This is a genomic window from Pseudoxanthomonas winnipegensis, from assembly GCF_004283755.1.
In the GTDB taxonomy this organism is placed as follows: domain Bacteria; phylum Pseudomonadota; class Gammaproteobacteria; order Xanthomonadales; family Xanthomonadaceae; genus Pseudoxanthomonas_A; species Pseudoxanthomonas_A winnipegensis.
In genome coordinates this window covers 113,876-131,553 of the sequence record NZ_SHMH01000001.1, presented here as the reverse complement: position 1 = coordinate 131,553, position 17,678 = coordinate 113,876, and the positions used below count along the sequence as shown (strand labels likewise).

Genomic DNA, 17,678 nt, shown 5'->3' with positions numbered 1-17,678 from the left:
GTGCGCGGGCGGCGACCCGTGGGCCGCCACCCGCGCCAGCTTGCACAGACCGCCTTACGCCGCGCGCGAGGCCTTCTTGCGCTCGCTTTCGGTCAGGTGCTTCTTGCGCAGGCGGATCTCCTTGGGGGTGATCTCCACCAGCTCGTCGTCGTCGATGAAGTCCAGGGCCTGCTCCAGGGTGAACTTGATCGCCGGGGTCAGCTGGATGGCGTCGTCCTTGCCCGAGGCGCGCATGTTGGTCAGCGGCTTGGTCTTGATCGCGTTGACCGTCAGATCGTTGTCCTTGGAGTGGATGCCGATCAGCTGGCCCTCGTAGACGTTGTCGCCCTCGGCGGCGAACAGCTTGCCGCGCTCCTGCAGCGGGCCCAGCGAATAGGCCGGCGTGGCGCCCGGCGCATTGGCGATCATCACGCCGTTGGGACGCTTGGCGATGGCGCCCTGTTCCTTCGGGCCGTAGTGGTCGAACACGTGGAACAGCAGGCCCGAGCCCTGGGTCAGGGTCTTGAACTCGTTCTGGAAGCCGATCAGGCCGCGCGCCGGGATTTCATAGTCCAGGCGCACGCGGCCCTTGCCGTCGGGCTCCATGTTCTTCAGCTGGCCCTTGCGCACGCCCAGCTTCTCCATCACGCCGCCCTGGTGGATCTCTTCCACGTCCACCACCAGCTGCTCGATCGGCTCCATCTGCTGGCCGTCGATCTCCTTGATGATGACCTCCGGGCGCGAGACGGCCAGCTCGTAGCCTTCGCGGCGCATGTTCTCGATCAGCACCGACAGGTGCAGCTCGCCGCGGCCGGAGACCAGGAACTTGTCCGCGTCCTCCAGCTGCTCGACCTTCAGCGCCACGTTGTGCACGGTCTCGCGCTCCAGGCGGTCCTTGAGCTGGCGGCTGGTCAGGAACTTGCCGCCGGACAGGTCCTTGTTGCCGGCGAAGGGCGAGTTGTTGACCTGGAAGGTCATCGAGATGGTCGGCTCGTCCACGGTCAGCGCCGGCAGCGCCTCGGGCGCCTCCAGGGCGGTGACGGTGTCGGAGATGGTCAGCTCCTGGATGCCGGAGATGGCCACGATGTCGCCGGCCTCGGCGGTCTCCTGCTCGATGCGCTCAAGGCCGAGGAAGCCCAGCACCTGCAGCACCTTGCCCTGACGCTTCTTGCCTTCGCGGTCGATCACGGCCACCGGCATGTTCTTGCGCAGCGTGCCGCGCTGGATGCGGCCGATGCCGATCACGCCGACGAAGTTGTTGTAGTCCAGCTGGCTGATGCGCATCTGGAACGGGCCTTCCGGATCGACCTCCGGCTTGGGCGCGTGCTGCATGATCGCCTCGTACAGCGGGGTCATGTCGCCGTCGCGGGCGTTCTCGTCCAGCGAGGCGTAGCCGTTCAGCGCCGAGGCGTAGACGATCGGGAAGTCCATCTGCTCGGGCGTGGCGCCCAGGCGGTCGAACAGGTCCCACACCTGCTCCACGACCCATTCCGGACGCGCGCCGGGACGGTCGATCTTGTTGACCACCACGATCGGCTTGAAGCCCATCGCGAAGGCCTTCTGGGTCACGAAACGGGTTTGCGGCATCGGGCCGTCCATCGCGTCGACCAGGATCAGCACGGTGTCCACCATCGACAGCACGCGCTCGACCTCGCCGCCGAAGTCGGCGTGGCCCGGGGTGTCGACGATGTTGATGCGGTTGCCATTCCACTTGATGGCCGTGTTCTTGGCCAGGATGGTGATGCCGCGTTCCTTTTCCTGGTCGTTGCTGTCCATCACGCGCTCGGCGATGACGGCACGCTCGGAGAAGGTGCCGGACTGCTTCAGCAGACAGTCGACGAGGGTGGTCTTGCCATGGTCAACGTGGGCGACGATGGCGATGTTGCGAAGGTTTTCAATGGACATGCGGCACGGGCGCGGCGGTGCGCGCAGAGGTGTGGAGGGAAGCGCGTATTATAGCCGGTTACCGCCCACGACCGGGCTGCCTGCTCCAAAGGAGTTCCACGATGTCCCTCACCGCCACCTTCAACACCTCCCGCGGCCCGATCCAGGTCGAGCTGTACCCGGACAAGGCGCCGCTGACCGTGGCCAATTTCGTCAACCTGGCCAAGCGCGGCTTCTACGACGGGCTGAACTTCCACCGCGTCATCCCGGACTTCATGATCCAGGGCGGCTGCCCGGAAGGCTCCGGCCGCGGCGGCCCGGGCTACCGTTTCGAGGACGAGACCAACAACGGCGTGCGCCACGAGCGCGGCGTGCTGTCCATGGCCAACGCCGGCCCCAACACCAACGGCAGCCAGTTCTTCATCACCCACGTGGCCACCCCGTGGCTGGACGGCAAGCACACCGTGTTCGGCAAGGTCGTCTCGGGCCTGGAGGCCGTCGATGCGGTCAAGCAGGGCGACACCATCGACTCGGTGGTGATCGAGGGCGACGCCGACGCCGTCCTGGCCGCCAAGGCCGACCGCGTGGCCGAATGGAACAAGCTCCTGGCTGCCTGAACACGGCCCCCGCCCCCGGTGCGTCCGCAAGTAGACCATTGGTCGAACGCGGCCGCGCCGGGCGCGCGTGCTAAAATTCCGCGCCGCACAATCGAGGCGGCGCCACCAGGAGCCGCCGTCCATGCCGATTTCGCGCTGCCATCCGCTGGATGCCTGCGAGATCGTGACGTCGGCCTGCGTGACCCCTCCATCCGCCTGGCGCGCCTAGCGCCTATCCCATCAGGCGGGCATCGCACCCGCCATCCGATGCACGAGGAATCCACACCATGAAACAACCCGTCCGAGTCGCCGTCACCGGTGCCGCCGGCCAGATCGGCTACGCCCTGCTGTTCCGCATCGCCTCCGGCGAGATGCTGGGCAAGGACCAGCCGGTCATCCTGCAGCTGCTCGAGCTGCCGATGGAGAAGGCCCAGGCCGCGCTGAAGGGCGTGATGATGGAGCTGGAGGACTGCGCCTTCCCGCTGCTGGCCGGCATGGTCGGCACCGATGACCCGGAAGTGGCCTTCAAGGAAGCCGACTACGCCCTGCTGGTCGGCGCCCGTCCGCGCGGCCCGGGCATGGAGCGCAAGGACCTGCTGCTGGAGAACGCCAAGATCTTCACCGCCCAGGGCGCCGCGCTGAACAAGGTCGCCTCGCGCAACGTGAAGGTGCTGGTGGTCGGCAACCCGGCCAACACCAACGCCTACATCGCCATGAAGTCCGCCCCGGACCTGCCGGCGAAGAACTTCACCGCGATGCTGCGTCTGGACCACAACCGCGCCCTGAGCCAGCTCTCGCTCAAGCTCGGCAAGCCGGTGGCCGGCATGGAGAAGCTGGTGGTGTGGGGCAACCACAGCCCGACCATGTATCCGGACTACCGCTTCGCCACCGCCGACGGCGCCTCGATCGGCGAGGCGATCAACGACCAGGAATGGAACGCCAACACCTTCATCCCGACCGTGGGCAAGCGCGGCGCGGCGATCATCGAGGCGCGCGGTTCGTCCTCGGCCGCCTCGGCCGCCAACGCCGCCATCGATCACGTGCGCGACTGGGCGTTGGGCAGCAACGGCAAGTGGGTGACCATGGGCGTGCCGTCCGACGGCTCCTACGGCATCCCGGAGGGCGTGATCTTCGGCTTCCCGGTGACCACCCAGAACGGTGAGTACACCCTGGTCAAGGATCTGCCGATCGACGACTTCAGCCAGAAGTACATCGACAAGACCCTGGCCGAGCTGGAAGAAGAGCGCAGCGGCGTGGCCCACCTGCTGGGTTGATCCTCCGCTGGAGGTCGCTGCGACGCAGACGCCGGGCCGTGAGGTCCGGCGTTTTGCTTTGCGGGCGCCGCCGGCCGTTCCGTCGGCCGGAAACTCCGTGCAATAACTTCGATTCAATGCGATCCGCATTCGCCGTGATGCAGGCGTAGTATCGAGGGCGACAGCCTCAGCGAGGAACGTTGCATGGAACGCATCGCGCACTCCCTCGGCCACATCCTGCGGTGCGGTCTACTGGCATCGTTCGTGGTCTTTATTACCGTTCATTCCCCGCCGGGCGCCGCGAAAGAGCGTCCGCACCGGGGGGCCGCGGTCGACGTCTCGCCTTGCAGCCAACTGCTGGAACAACTGCTTCCCGGCGATTACAACTTCTGCATGGGGGCGGCCGCGATGCGAAAGGGCGACATGCCCCAAGCCCTGTCGCGCATGCTCGAGGCGGCGGCGTGGGGCGACAAGTCGGCGCAGAAGGTGCTGGGCGTGGCCTATTTCAATGGCGAGGGCGCGACCCAGGACCGCGCGCTGGGTCTGGCCTGGCTGGGGCTCTCGACCGAACGCATGCAGCCGGAGAACGTGGGGCTGTTCAACTCCGCGCTGGAGAAGGTGACGCCGGCGCAGAAGGCTAGGGCGGATGTGCTGTACAAGCAGATGCGCGCCAAGTATGCCGATGACGTCGCCGCCGTCCGCGCCGACAAACTGTTCCGTCGCAAGATGCGCGAGCTGGCCAGCAATCCGGTCTACGGTTCGGGCAAGTGCATCAGAGGCGTCAACAGCATGGGGTTCGCCAACCCGCGAAACCCGGAGTCCGTCTATCCGTGCTCGCTCTTGTCCGAACAGCGTGTCCTCAACGGGCTGCAGGCCCGCTATGACATCTATTTCCAGGACTGGAGCGGGCGGGTCAGGACAGGCGAAGTCGAGGACATCGGTCCGGGCAGATAGACGGCGAGACGCCAGGATCCGACCGGACGCCGTCCAGGCCAGAGTCGAGCCGCGCAGCGGACGACTCGCCACGCGGTTAATCTGATGCGTCGAATCTTCCTGCGCGCCTCGGCGCTGCGGGACGTAGAACACAAACGCCGGCCTTGAGGGCCGGCGTTTCTGCGTTCTAGCGCTGTCGCCGGCCGCGTTACCGGGTGAAGCGCTCGCAAAGCGCGGCCAGCTTGAGCACGGCGGCCTCAGACTCCTTGCGGTTGGGCACGACCGAGGGGTTGTTGTAGCCGTCCATCTCATCGCCGATGGCCTGCACCAGCAGGCCGTCGCGGCGGGGGACCATGCTTACGCCTTCGACGCGCAGCGCGTAATCGACCTCCGGCTGCGGCACCAGATGCGCGATCTGGCCGCGCACGGGGACCAGCGTCTCGTCGCCCATCAGTGCACGCGCGCCGTAGCCGGTGGCATTGACGATGGTCTTCTCGCGGATCAGGCCGAAGTCCTTCGGCGTGCGCAGGTCGATGAAATCGATGGCGCCGCCGTTGAGCAGGAATTCGTGCTCCAGCCAGTTCATGTAGGCCGGGATGTTGAACATCATCGTCGAGGCGCGCCGCACATAGCGCGCCGGGAACGGATGGCTGCCCGCCGGGACATCCTCCGACGCCGGTGTCAGGTCGCGCACGCGGTCGGCGAAGCTGGCGAAGTGGACCGCATTGCCGGCCGCCTGGGCCAGATGCTCGCTGCGCGCCTGGTCGAAGGGGATGTCCGAGAGCGCGTAGGACTCGATCCATTCGACCGGGTTGCCGGGCAGGCCCATGATCGCCTGGAACATGCGGAAGGAGTTGCGGCACAACTCCTCCCACAACGCGCCGTCGGCCTGCTCCACGGTGCCCACGCGCGAGTCCGGCGTCCACAGGCCGGTGGCGTTGAACGAGCGCACGTCCGGGGCGCGTTCGCGGGTGTAGATGCGGGTCTTGATGCCTTGGCGCTGCAGGACGACGGCGGTGGTCAGGCCGATCACGCCGCAGCCCACGACGGCGGCCTGGCGCACGCCGGTGCTGCGCACCTCGGCCGCGGCCGCCAGGCCCGAGCCCCAGGACAGCGACCAGCCGCTGCCGCCGTGCCCGTAGTTGTGGATGACCTCCCTGCCGGCGATCTTCTCGCGCTCGATGCGCGGGCCTTGCGCCCGGAACGGGCGCGTGCAGACGGTGATGCGCGCGATGCGGTCGGTGCGCGCACGCACGGGTGCGATGGTGCCGGAGGTGGGGACGAACGCCGGCGGCGGCGTGCGCGCGCCGAGCGGGTCGGCCAAGGCCCCTCCGGGCGGCGCGGCCTGTGCGGTCGCCGTTCCCGCAGTAGCCGGCGGTGCGGCCGCGCCGAGCGTGGCCAGCGTCGCGGCCCCCGCGCCAATCATGAAGTCTCGTCGTTGCATCGAAGCAGTCCTCGGATGGGGCATTCATGCGGCGCGGCTGGAGACTGGCCCCCACCCGCCGCATGCACGCTCAGGGGCGATGGAAGTAGAGCGGGGCGTCGGCGTGCAGGGCGGTGTCGTAGTCCAGCGCAACGTCACCGGCGGGGTAGCCGTTCTTCTCCAGGATCAGGGCCATCAGCGCGGCGTAGTCCTCGCGACGCAGCGAGCCGGGGCGGCCGACCGGCATTTCCCGGGCCATGTACTGGAAGGTCGCATGCAGCGGCACGCCCATGTCGCGGCCGTAGAACGCCGGGCCGGCCAGCACCGGCCCGGAGAAGCCTTCCAGCTGCTGGCCATGGCAGGCGGCGCAGTGCTGGGCGTAGACGCGTGCGCCCTGTGCGCTCTGCTGCGCGGTGAAAGGCACCGCGTCCGCCGCCTGCCCGCTTGCGCCCACGGCCGGCGAAGCGAGCAGCAGGAAGGCCAACACGCCAGGCATGCGATGGCGAGCGGACCTGGAACTGGAAGAAGGCGTCTGCGCGCCGGCGCCCCCGCCCGAAGGCGGGGACGCCGTGGCCGATGCGCGGACGCCGGCCCGGTCGCTCACCATGTGTAGGACACCTTGGCGAACCAGCGCGTGCCGAAGAAGCCCAGCGGACTGCCGAGCAGGTAGTCGCGCGCGCCGGTGGTGGCATAACGCTCGATGTTGTACTGGCGGATCGCCGCGGGCGTCTTGTCCGGGTAGGCGTTGAACAGGTTGTCGGCGCCGATGCTAAAACGCAGGCGCTGATCGAGGGTGTAGGCCAGTTCGATGTTGGTGGTGTAGAGCGTGCCGATCTTGGCCTTGTAGTAGGTCACCCCGTTGATGGTGGTCAGATCCAGCGTGTTCATGATCTGCGGGAACGCGGCATACGCGCTGGTGGTGCCCAGCGTGTACTGCGGGCCGTAGACGTTCTCGCGGATGTTCAGGGCCAGGCGCTCGCCGAAGCGGATGTTCGCACCCAGGTTGACCCGGTACTTCGGGCTGTTGTACTGGATGGTGGCGACGTCGGCATCGGTCAGCAGCGCGCGTCCGCCGAGGTCGGCGGGCGCGTTGCCGACGCGGGTGACTTCGGTCTTGTTGTAGTTGGCCGCCAGGGTCCAGTCGATCGCGGCCCAGTCGAAGGCGATGCTGTAGGTCGTCACCCAGTCCACGCCGGTCGTCTTGGTGTCCATGGCGTTGGTGAAGAAGTTCAGGCCGATGTTGGCGCGCGCGGTGGCGTCCATGCTGCCGCCCGGCGCGGTGGGATCGCTGCCGTTGGAGATGAAGCCGCCCGCGACCAGCGCGGCGCCGAGCGTCTGGTTGTAGGCATCGTCGGGGCGACCGTCGCGGTTGGTGTCGGCCGGGTCGGGCAGGTTGGGGTTGGGCACGCAGCCGGCGGTGCGTCCGCACAAGGTGTCCACCGACTGGCTGGTCGAGTACAGCAGCGTGCTGCCCAGGCGGATGCGGTCGTCGATGCGGATCTGGTAGGCATCCAGGGTGGTGGTCAGGTTGTCCAGCGGCTTGAACACCAGGCCCACGCTGAAGTTGCGGCTGGTTTCCGGCTTCAGGCCGCTGCCGACGTTGGCCGCCTGCAGCGTCGCGGTGGCCGCGGTCGGGCCGACCTGGATGGCGGTGTAGTAGCTCTCGCCCATGGTCGGGGCGCGGAAGCCGGTGCTGTAGGTGCCGCGCACGGCGAAGCGCTCGTTGAAGTCGTAGCGTGTGGTCAGCTTGCCGACCGCCTTGCTGCCGAAGTCGCTGTAGCGCTCGTAGCGCGCGGCCGCGTCGACGATCCAGTGCTCGGTCGGGTTGAGGATCACGTTGACGAAGGCGGCCTTGTTGTTGCGCTCCCAGCTGCCGGTCGCGGCCGGGTTGTAGCCGGGGAAGGAGGCCGAGCCCGCGCCGGTGTACGAGGCCGCATCGCCCGGGTCGATGCCGTAGGTGTCCTCGCGATACTCCAGGCCGGCCGCGATGGTGGTCGGCGCGGCCAGGCCCCAGTCGAAGTCGCGGCTCAGGTCCAGCGCGGTATCCCATTGCGTCGCGCTGAAGCGGCCGACGTAGAAGCTCTCGGGCGAGGCGCCGGTGCGGTTCCACAAGGTGAAATTCATCGACTTGGTGACGTCGATTTCCATCTGGTTCTTGCCGTAGTTGGTGGACAGGTCGTAGCGCCAGCCGGCCAGCTCGCCGGTGATGCCCACGCCCACCTCCCAGTCCTTCTCGTCGGTATCGATCGAGGGCGAGAAGCCGTAGGGATACTTGTTGATGTCCGCCTCGGTCAGCGGCCTGCCGCTGCGCGGGCCGGTGCCGCCGATGGGATCGGTGCGGTCGCCGTCGCCATTGCGGTCCACGCCGCCGTCCTGCGAGGGGCGGCGGTAGCTCTGCCAGCTCTGGGTCTTCTTCTTGCCGAAGCTGCCGGTGCCGTAGAGCTCGGTGCTGTCGTCCAGGAACATCCCGGCGCTCAGGAAGCCCACATCGCGCTGGATCGCCGGCGAATCGCCCTGGTGGCTGTTATTGGGGAACCAGGGGTTGTAGATCATGTTGTATTCGTTCTCGCGTCCCAGCGCCGCGTTGCCGGTCGAGCTGGGGTAGCCGCTAGGCGTGGTCGCGGTGCCGGTGGCCGGGCAGCCGCGGGTCGGATTGGCCAGGCGGTCGGCCACGCAGGCGGCCGCGCCGTAGGGCGCGCCGGGCCGGTTGATGGTCTGGCGGCGTTCGCTTTCCAGGGCCAGGTTGAAGTAGGTGGTGTCGTCGCCGATGCCGAAGTCGCCCTGATAGTTGGTGGTGAAGCCGCCGCCATCGTCATAGCCGGAGGTGCCGGCCGAGACGCTGCCGCCGCTGGCGTTCTTCCTGGTGATCAGGTTGATCACGCCGGCGATGGCGTCCGAGCCGTACAGCGCCGCGGCGCCGTCGGTGAGCACCTCGGCGCTGGCGATCGCGCTGGTCGGGATGAAGCTCAGGTCGGTCGAGGCCGCGCCCGCATAGCCGCCGGTGACCGCGACGTTGGAGGTGAAGTGCCGCCGCTTGCCGTTGATCAGGATCAGCGTGTGGTTGGGCGAGAGCGCGCGCATGTTGGCCACCAGCGTGGCGCTGGTCATGTCGGTGCCCTGCTGGCTGGCATTGAAGCTGGGGACCTGGAAGGCCAGCTGATTCATCAGGTCCGGGGCGCCGGACTGCTCCAGCGCCTCGGCGGTGACGACTTGGACCGGGGCCGGGCTGTCGTCCACCGACATGCCCACGCGGCGGGTGCCGGTCACGATGACGTTGTCCAGCGTCTTGGCGGCGTTGGATTCGGAGGTTTCCTGCGCCTGGGCGGGCGCCGTGGCGGCGATCGCCAGAGCCAGGAGGATCAGGCGGGTCAGGGGGGCGCGGCGGAGCGGGCGCGGGCTGCGGTGGGAGCGGAGACGGCGGGTGGTCATGTTGGGCTCTATCCAGGCGAGGGGAGGGGAGGGCGCGACAACGACTACGGCCATGCAGGGATCGACGCGCGGCCTGCTGGCCGCGCGGACGGATGACGGTCTGTGATCCCCTATTGCGGTGCCTGACATGCGTCGGACACGTTCTGCAGTATGTGTAAGCGTTAACAGCGGGTGACGATCGCCGCGAGTGGGGTCTTGCTGGGTGGGTAGGTGCGCCGCATCACGCGGGTGGCAAGGATCCTGACGTTATTGTCAGAATCGATGTGGCGGGAATCGGCGCTGTGGAGCGCCGGCTTCGACGAAGGTCGAGCCGCGCCGCCTGGGGTGCGTCGCTACGCTGGCGCCTCCGCCATCAGGGACTTGTCATGTCGCAGCAGGCCTATGCCGCCGGGCTGGAGCGCAACCCGGCCAACTTCACCGCGCTCTCGCCGCTGACCTTCCTGCGCAAGGCCGCGCTGGTGCATCCGCAGCGCGTGGCCCTGGTCCATGGCGAACGCCAACTGACCTGGGCCGATGAGTACGCGCGCTGCCGACGCCTGGCCAGCGCGCTGCAGCGCTGGGGCGTGGGCAAGGGCGATACGGTGGCGGCGATGCTGCCCAACACGCCTGCGATGTTCGAGCTGCATTACGGCCCGGCCATGCTCGGTGCGGTGCTCAATACGCTCAATACGCGCCTGGACGCGGCGACGCTGGCCTTCATGTTCGACCATGCGCAGGCCAAGGTGCTGTTCACCGATCGCGAGTTCGCGCCGGTGATCGCCCAGGCGCTGGAACTGTGCACGCACCGGCCGCGGGTGATCGATGTGGACGATGCGCAGGTGACCGAGGGCGCCTTCCTCGGCGAGACCGAGTACGAGGCGTTCCTCGCCGGAGGCGATGCCGGGTTCGAGATGCAGCTGCCGCAGGACGAGTGGGAGGCGATCTCGCTCAACTACACCTCCGGCACCACCGGCGATCCCAAGGGCGTGGTCTACCACCACCGCGGCGCGTACTTGAATGCCGTGGCCAACATCATCGACTGGGGCATGCCGCAGCATCCGGTCTATCTGTGGACGCTGCCGATGTTCCACTGCAACGGCTGGTGCTTCCCGTGGACGATGGCGGCGGTGGCCGGACTGCAGGTGTGCCTGCGCCGGTTCGATGCCCAGCGCGTGTTCGCGCTGATGCGCGAGCATGGCGTCACCCATTACTGCGGCGCGCCGATCATCCACAGCGCGCTGGTGGCCGCGCCGGAGGCGTGGAAGCAGGGCATCAGCGGCGTGCGGGCGCAGATCGCCGGTGCCGCGCCGCCTGCGGCGGTGATCGAGGGCATGGAGCGCATGGGCTTCCACATCACCCACGTCTATGGCCTGACCGAGGTCTACGGGCCGGCCTCGCTGTGCATTCCGCGCCCGGAATGGGATGCGTTGGACATCGCGCAGCGCGCCGAGCGCAACAGCCGCCAGGGCGTGGCCTGCCTGCTGCAGGAGGACATGCAGGTGCTCGACCCGGACACGCTGGAGCCGGTGCCGTGGGACGGCACGACCGTGGGCGAGATCATGTACCGCGGCAACCTCACCATGAAGGGCTATCTGAAGAATCCCGACGCCACGGCGCGGGCGTTCGAAGGCGGCTGGTTCCATACCGGCGACCTGGCCGTGGTGTATCCCGATGGCTATGCCAAGATCCGCGACCGCTCCAAGGACGTGATCATCTCCGGCGGCGAGAACATCTCCTCCATCGAGGTCGAGGACGCACTGTGCCGGCACCCGTCGGTGATGGCCGCGGCCGTGGTGGCGCGGCCGGACCAGCAGTGGGGCGAGACCCCGTGCGCCTTCGTCGAGCTCAAGTCGGGCGCCGACCCGCTGGATGCGGCCACCCTGCAGCTGCATTGCCGCTCGCACCTGGCCGGGTTCAAGGTGCCGCGCGCCTTCGTCTTCGGCGAACTGCCGCGCACGGCCACCGGCAAGGTGCAGAAGTTCGTGCTGCGCGACCGGGCCAGGGAGCTCGACGGCTGAGGCAGGGCCGGCGCGGCTTCGACCATGGTCCAAGCATCGACCATGGTCCAACGGTCTGGCGCGCGGGCGCCCTCTATGCTCGCTGGCATCGGCGCTCGGGAGGGGGCTTGGATGTCATCGTATGAAGAGGTGTACCGCCGTTCGGTCGAGGAACCGGAGGCGTTCTGGGCGCAGGAAGCCAAGGCCATCCACTGGCATGTCCCGCCGCAGCAGATCCTGGATTATTCCAATCCGCCGTTCCGCAGGTGGTTCGTCGGCGGGCAGACCAACCTCTGCTACAACGCCGTCGACCGCCACCTGGAGACGCGACCCGACCAGTTGGCGCTGGTGGCCGTGTCCACCGAGACCAACGTCACCCGCGAGATCACCTATCGGCAGCTGCATGAGGAGGTCAACGCCTTCGCTGCCGTGCTCAAGCAGCTGGGCGTCGGCCGCGGCGATCGGGTGGTGGTGTACATGCCCAACATGGCCGAGGCGGTGTTCGCCATGCTGGCCTGCGCGCGCATCGGGGCGATCCACTCGGTGGTGTTCGGCGGCTTCGCCGCGCACAACCTGGCGCTGCGCATCGACGACGCCAAGCCCAAGCTGCTGATCGCCGCCGACGCGGGCATCCGCGGCGGCAAGGTGATTCCGTACAAGCCGATGATCGATGCGGCCTGCGCCGAGGCCAAATTCGCACCGTCCAAGGTGCTGATCGTCTCGCGCGATCTGGATCCGGCCGAGCCGAAGGTGCCGGGGCGCGACGAGGACTACGCCACCCTGCGCGCGCAGGTCGGGCAGATGCAGGTGCCGGTGGAATGGCTGGAATCCAACGAGCCCAGCTATCTGCTCTACACGTCCGGCACCACGGGCAAGCCCAAGGGCGTGCAGCGCGACGTCGGCGGCTACGCGGTGGCGATGGCGCAGTCGATGCGCACCATCTTCGACTGCGCGCCGGGGCAGGTGATGTTCTCCACCTCGGACGTGGGCTGGGCGGTGGGGCATTCGTACAACGTGTACGGGCCGCTGATCGGCGGCTGCACCTCGCTGCTGTACGAAGGCCTGCCCACCCATCCCGATCCGGGCATCTGGTGGGCGCTGTGCGAGCAGTACGGCGTGCGTACGATGTTCTCTTCGCCGACCGCGATCCGCGTGCTGAAGAAGCACGACGTCGACTTCATCCGGCGCCACGACTTGTCCGAGCTGAAGTACCTGTTCCTCGCCGGCGAACCGCTGGACGAGCCCACCGCGCACTGGATCACCGACGCGCTGCGCAAGCCGGTGATCGACAACTACTGGCAGACCGAGACCGGTTGGCCGGCGCTGTGCGTGCTGCCGGGCGTGGACATGAAGCCGGTGCGCTTCGGCTCGCCGGGCTTCCCGAATCTCGGCTACCGGATGAAGGTCATCGACGAGGCCACCGGCGAAGAAGTCGCGCCCAACCAGAAGGGCGTGCTGGTGATGCAGCCGCCGCTGCCGCCGGGTTGCATGAGCACGATCTGGAACGACGACCAGCGCTTCCTCGACAGCTACTTCAGCCATTTCAAGGAGCTGCTGTACAGCTCGCTGGACTGGGCGATCCGCGACGAGGACGGCTATACCTTCATCCTCGGCCGCACCGACGATGTGATCAACGTGGCCGGGCACCGGCTGGGCACGCGCGAGATCGAGGAGTCGGTGTCCGGCTTCGGTGCGGTGGCCGAGGCAGCGGTGGTGGGCGTGGCCGACGAGGTCAAGGGGCAGGTGCCGATCGTGTTCGCCACCCTGCGCCAGGCCACCGACGAGGTGGCCGCACGCAACAGCGCGGCCGACGGCATGCGCAGGATCGTGGAGACCGATCTGGGCGCGGTGGCGCGGCCGGCGCGGGTCTATATCGTCAACGCGCTGCCCAAGACGCGCTCGGGCAAGCTGCTGCGGCGCTCGATCCAGGCCCTGGCCCAGGGCGCCGATCCGGGCGACCTGTCCACGCTGGACGATCCCAACGCGCTGGAGGAAGTGCGCCGCGCGCTGTCGCGCGGACCGGACGCGGGGAGCTGAGTAGAAAGGAATGCGTGGAAAGCGGCAGCGACGCTTCCGCTTCTACTCCTCTTTCGTTCCTCGCTGCTGCTCACTCGCTGCTCGCTCCTCCGGCGGCAGGCCCACGTACCGCGCCCGCGGACGGATCAGCTTGCCCAGCGTCTGCTGTTCCAGCGCGTGCGCCAGCCAGCCGGCGAGGCGGCCGCTGGCGAAGACCACCAGCGCGGGCGAGGCGGGCAGGTCGTAGAGAAAGCACAGGGCCGCCAGCATCAGATCGATATTGGGGCGCAGGCCGCTGGCCTCCTCGGCGCGCGCGATCAGCGCTTCGAGCTGCGCCAGACGCGGACAGTCGGCGCGGTGGGTGCGCAGCATCGACAGCAGTTCGGCCGCGCGCGGGTCGCCATGCGGATACATCGCATGGCCGAAGCCGGGCAGGTCGTCGCCGCGCGCCCAGCGGGCGGCCACCTCGTCGGCGCCGGCCTGCAGCAGCGCGTAGGCGCGCGCGGTGGCGCCGCCGTGGCGAGGACCGGACAGCGCCGCCAGTCCACTGCAGACCGTGGCATGCAGGTGCGCGCCGGTGGAAGCCACCACGCGCGCGGCGAAGGCCGAGACATTGAGTTCGTGGTCCGCGCACAGCACCAGCGCGGCACGCACCAGTGCGGCGAAGTCCGCATCGCCCGGCACCCAGGCCTGGGCCAGTTGAAGATGCACGGGAGTGGACGCGGGCTGCTGGCCGATCAGCAGCGCTGCGTTCTGCCGCACCAGCTGCGCGGCCACGTCGAAGCGCACCGCCGGGGCCAGGTTGAACGAATGCCGCACCTCCAGCGCCAGCAGCGGGATGCAGGCCAGGGTGCGCTCCAGCGGCGGAAGGCCCTGGTCCAGCGCCAGTCGCACCACCGTCGGCGGCCAGGCCGCTGGCGAGGCGGCGAAGGGATCGTGACCGGCGCTGTCCCACAGCAGCCGCGCGGTCTGCTCCAGCGTGGCGCCCTCGCGGACCGCAGCCACCGCCGAGCGGCCGCGGTAATAGGGACCATCGGCCTGGATCAATGAAATGCCGGTCTCCAGGACGGGCAGGCCGCGATCCAGGCTCTGCGCGGCGCCGCGCGCCGCGCCGCGGCCGGCGCGCTTGTTCTGCGCCAGGCGCTCCACGTCCTGGCGCCGGTACATGCGGCTGCGATGGTCAGGACCGGGGCGCGATTCCAGCAGGCCGCGGCTGACGTAGGCGTAGAGCGTGGCGCTGGTGATGCCGAGTAGCTCGCAGGCCGTGGCGGCCGGAATCAGGTCGTGGTCCATGACAGGTTGATTTGTGCGATCAAGATTGATCAATGCATCGCAGGGTGCCAGATTGCGCCTCGCCCCGCGAGTGCGCCACTGCCGCGCCGCACGCCCGTCCCGATCCAGGAGTTCCGCCATGTCCACTTCCAGCCCTGGCGCCCGCTTCCGCGCCGCCCTGGCCGCCGAGTCGCCGCTGCAGGTGATCGGCGCGATCAACGCCAACCACGCCCTGCTGGCCAAGCGCGCCGGCTACAAGGCGCTCTATCTGTCCGGAGGCGGCGTGGCGGCCGGCTCGCTGGGCCTGCCGGACCTGGGCATCAACACGCTGGAAGACGTGCTCATCGACACCCGCCGCATCACCGATGTGTGCGAGCTGCCGCTGCTGGTGGACATCGACACCGGCTTCGGCGCCAGCGCGTTCAACATCGAGCGCAGCATCAAGTCGCTGATCAAGGCCGGCGCGGCCGCCTGCCACATCGAGGACCAGGTCGGCGCCAAGCGCTGCGGTCATCGCCCGGGCAAGGAGATCGTCAGCCAGGGCGAGATGGTGGACCGGGTCAAGGCCGCGGCCGACGCCAAGACCGATCCGGACTTCTTCCTGATCGCCCGCACCGACGCGATCCAGGCCGAGGGCGTGGACGCGGCGATCGCCCGCGCCATCGCCTGCGTGGAGGCCGGCGCCGACGGCATCTTCGCCGAGGCCGCCTACGACCTGGACACCTATCGGCGCTTCGTCGAGGCGGTCAAGGTGCCGGTGCTGGCCAACATCACCGAGTTCGGCGCCACGCCGCTGTTCACCCGCGACGAACTGGCCAGCGTGGGCGTGGCGATCCAGCTGTTCCCGCTGTCGGCCTTCCGTGCCGCCAACAAGGCCGCCGAGCGCGTCTACCAGGCGATCCGCCAGGACGGCACGCAGCAGGCCGTCCTGGACACCATGCAGACCCGCGAGGAGCTGTACGAACGCATCGGCTACCACGCCTTCGAGCACAAGCTGGACGCACTGTTCGCCGGCAAGCGGGCATGATCGGGCTCCCTTCGACCTGATCTTGCGCATGCCATGAACTTTTCGCGTCCGCCCGCCGCAGAACGCCAGCGCCGTACCCGCATCGACCGGCGCGAGACCGCGCGCCACCTGCTGCAGACCGAACTGGAGAAGCTGCAGGGCGAGGAGCGCGCGATCGTCGAGCGCTTCATCGCCAAGCGCCAGGTCGCACGCAACGTGGCGCGCGAGTTCAGCCAGAACCGCAGCCTGGGCGAGCGCGTGGCCGACCGGGTCGCCGAGGTCGGTGGCAGCTGGAGCTTCATCATCGCCTTCGGCGTGTTCCTGGCGGTATGGATGGCGATCAACAGCTTCGTGCTGGCCAAGGCCTTCGATCCCTATCCCTACATCCTGCTCAATCTGTGTCTGTCCTGCCTGGCCGCGATACAGGCGCCGATCATCATGATGAGCCAGAACCGCCAGGCCGCCGCCGACCGCCTGCGCGCGGAGAACGACTACCAGGTCAACGTCAAGTCCGAGCTGGAGATCCTGCAGGTGCACGAGAAGCTCAACCAGCTGCGCGAGCAGGACTGGGCCACGCTGGTCGAACTGCAGAACCGCCAGATCGAAATGCTGCAGCAGCTGCTGGTCCAGCGCGACGCGCCGCCGACCGCTGCGCCTTAACACGTCACATCGAAGCAAACCCCGGGAGGAAACACCGTGTCCGAGCAACCCACCGCCACCGGCTTCAAGCCGAAGAAATCCGTCGCGCTGTCCGGCACGCCGGCGGGCAACACCGCGCTGTGCACCGTCGGCCGCACCGGCAACGATCTGCACTACCGCGGCTACGACATCCTGGACTTGGCCAAGAGCGAGTTCGAGGAAGTCGCCTACCTGCTGGTACACGGCAAGCTGCCCACGCGCGACGAGCTGCGCGGCTACAAGGCCAAGCTCAAGTCGCTGCGCGGCCTGCCCGCCGCGGTCAAGGCCGTGCTCGAGGAGCTGCCCGCTTCGGCCCACCCGATGGATGTGATGCGCAGCGGCGTGTCGGCGCTGGGCTGCGTGCTGCCCGAGAAGGACGATCACAACCATCCCGGCGCCCGCGACATCGCCGACAAGCTGATGGCCTGCCTCGGTTCGATGCTGCTGTACTGGTATCACTGGAGCCACAACGGCCGCGCCATCGACGTGGAGACCGACGACGATTCGATCGGCGGCCACTTCCTGCATCTGCTGCACGGTGTGGAGCCGCGCAAGGAATGGGTCGAGGCGATGCATACCTCGCTGGTGCTCTACGCCGAGCACGAATTCAACGCCTCCACTTTCACCTGTCGCGTCATCGCCGGCACCGGCAGTGACATGTACAGCGCCATCTGCGGCGGCATCGGCGCGCTGCGCGGGCCCAAGCACGGCGGCGCCAACGAAGTGGCCTTCGAAGTGCAGAAGCGCTACGACACGCCCGACGAGGCCGAGGCCGACATCAAGGCGCGTGTTGAGCGTAAGGAAGTGGTGATCGGCTTCGGCCACCCGGTGTACACGGTCAGCGATCCGCGCAACAAGGTGATCAAGCAGGTCGCCCACGACCTGTCCAAGGCGCAGGGCAGCACCAAGATGTATGACATCGCCGAGCGCCTGGAGACGGTGATGTGGGACATCAAGAAGATGTTCCCCAACCTGGATTGGTTCAGTGCGGTCAGCTATCACATGATGGGCGTGCCGACGGCGATGTTCACGCCGCTGTTCGTCATCGCGCGCACGGCGGGCTGGAGCGCGCATGTGATCGAGCAGCGCATCGACGGCAAGATCATCCGTCCCAGCGCCAACTACACCGGTCCGGAAGATCTCGACTTCGTGCCGATCGACAAGCGCAGCTGATGCGACGCGCGATGTGGCGCTGAAAAAAAGAAAGAGGGCCGGCAATGCCGGCCCTCCTTC

At 68.2% G+C, this 17,678-nt stretch carries 13 protein-coding genes; 8 read left to right on the top strand and 5 right to left on the bottom strand.

The window, feature by feature from the left end; genetic code table 11:
* Nucleotides 1-54: 54 nt before the first annotated feature.
* On the bottom strand, nucleotides 55-1,884 hold the full coding sequence (gene typA, locus EAT51_RS00580) for a translational GTPase TypA (protein ID WP_130516021.1): 1,830 nt from the start codon (nucleotides 1,882-1,884) through the stop codon (nucleotides 55-57).
* Nucleotides 1,885-1,985: 101 nt separating this feature from the next.
* Between typA and EAT51_RS00575 the strand changes: the two genes are divergently transcribed.
* The 3 genes from EAT51_RS00575 (at nucleotide 1,986) to EAT51_RS00565 (ending at nucleotide 4,666) form a co-directional block, all read left to right on the top strand.
* Complete coding sequence (locus EAT51_RS00575; protein ID WP_130516023.1) at nucleotides 1,986-2,480, top strand: peptidylprolyl isomerase; 495 nt, start codon at nucleotides 1,986-1,988, stop codon at nucleotides 2,478-2,480.
* Nucleotides 2,481-2,746: 266 nt separating this feature from the next.
* Nucleotides 2,747-3,733 (top strand): malate dehydrogenase, encoded by a 987-nt coding sequence (locus EAT51_RS00570; protein ID WP_130516025.1) that lies wholly within the window; start codon nucleotides 2,747-2,749, stop codon nucleotides 3,731-3,733.
* A 183-nt stretch (nucleotides 3,734-3,916) separates the two neighbouring features.
* Nucleotides 3,917-4,666: a sel1 repeat family protein gene (locus EAT51_RS00565; protein WP_130516028.1), complete on the top strand. Its 750-nt coding sequence runs from the start codon at nucleotides 3,917-3,919 to the stop codon at nucleotides 4,664-4,666.
* Between the two features lie 187 nt (nucleotides 4,667-4,853).
* On the opposite strand, the gene EAT51_RS00560 is transcribed toward EAT51_RS00565, so the two are convergent.
* The 3 genes from EAT51_RS00560 to EAT51_RS00550 form a co-directional block, all read right to left on the bottom strand.
* Nucleotides 4,854-6,089, bottom strand: coding sequence for an FAD-dependent oxidoreductase (locus EAT51_RS00560; protein WP_130561153.1), 1,236 nt, complete (start codon nucleotides 6,087-6,089; stop codon nucleotides 4,854-4,856).
* A gap of 70 nt (nucleotides 6,090-6,159) precedes the next feature.
* Nucleotides 6,160-6,564, bottom strand: a complete 405-nt coding sequence (locus EAT51_RS00555) for a c-type cytochrome (RefSeq protein ID WP_165422671.1) — start codon at nucleotides 6,562-6,564, stop codon at nucleotides 6,160-6,162.
* Between the two features lie 104 nt (nucleotides 6,565-6,668).
* A complete protein-coding gene (locus EAT51_RS00550; protein ID WP_130561151.1) occupies nucleotides 6,669-9,497 on the bottom strand; it encodes a TonB-dependent receptor plug domain-containing protein in 2,829 nt (942 codons plus the stop codon).
* A 365-nt stretch (nucleotides 9,498-9,862) separates the two neighbouring features.
* On the opposite strand from EAT51_RS00550, the gene EAT51_RS00545 reads away from it, so the two are divergent.
* Nucleotides 9,863-11,494 (top strand): acyl-CoA synthetase, encoded by a 1,632-nt coding sequence (locus EAT51_RS00545; RefSeq protein WP_130561150.1) that lies wholly within the window; start codon nucleotides 9,863-9,865, stop codon nucleotides 11,492-11,494.
* Nucleotides 11,495-11,605: 111 nt separating this feature from the next.
* A complete protein-coding gene (gene prpE, locus EAT51_RS00540; RefSeq protein WP_130561149.1) occupies nucleotides 11,606-13,510 on the top strand; it encodes a propionate--CoA ligase in 1,905 nt (634 codons plus the stop codon).
* Nucleotides 13,511-13,552: 42 nt separating this feature from the next.
* On the opposite strand, the gene EAT51_RS00535 is transcribed toward prpE, so the two are convergent.
* Entirely contained in the window at nucleotides 13,553-14,782 is a 1,230-nt protein-coding gene (locus EAT51_RS00535; protein ID WP_130516040.1) for a citrate synthase family protein, read from the bottom strand.
* Nucleotides 14,783-14,900: 118 nt separating this feature from the next.
* On the opposite strand from EAT51_RS00535, the gene prpB reads away from it, so the two are divergent.
* The 3 genes from prpB to prpC are packed head-to-tail and all read left to right on the top strand — an operon-like array spanning nucleotide 14,901 to nucleotide 17,618.
* Nucleotides 14,901-15,788, top strand: coding sequence for a methylisocitrate lyase (prpB, locus tag EAT51_RS00530; protein WP_130516042.1), 888 nt, complete (start codon nucleotides 14,901-14,903; stop codon nucleotides 15,786-15,788).
* 33 nt (nucleotides 15,789-15,821) lie between these two features.
* Complete coding sequence (locus tag EAT51_RS00525; RefSeq protein WP_130516044.1) at nucleotides 15,822-16,427, top strand: DUF1003 domain-containing protein; 606 nt, start codon at nucleotides 15,822-15,824, stop codon at nucleotides 16,425-16,427.
* Nucleotides 16,428-16,463: 36 nt separating this feature from the next.
* Nucleotides 16,464-17,618, top strand: a complete 1,155-nt coding sequence (gene prpC, locus EAT51_RS00520; RefSeq protein ID WP_130516046.1) for a bifunctional 2-methylcitrate synthase/citrate synthase — start codon at nucleotides 16,464-16,466, stop codon at nucleotides 17,616-17,618.
* Nucleotides 17,619-17,678 lie beyond the last annotated feature (60 nt).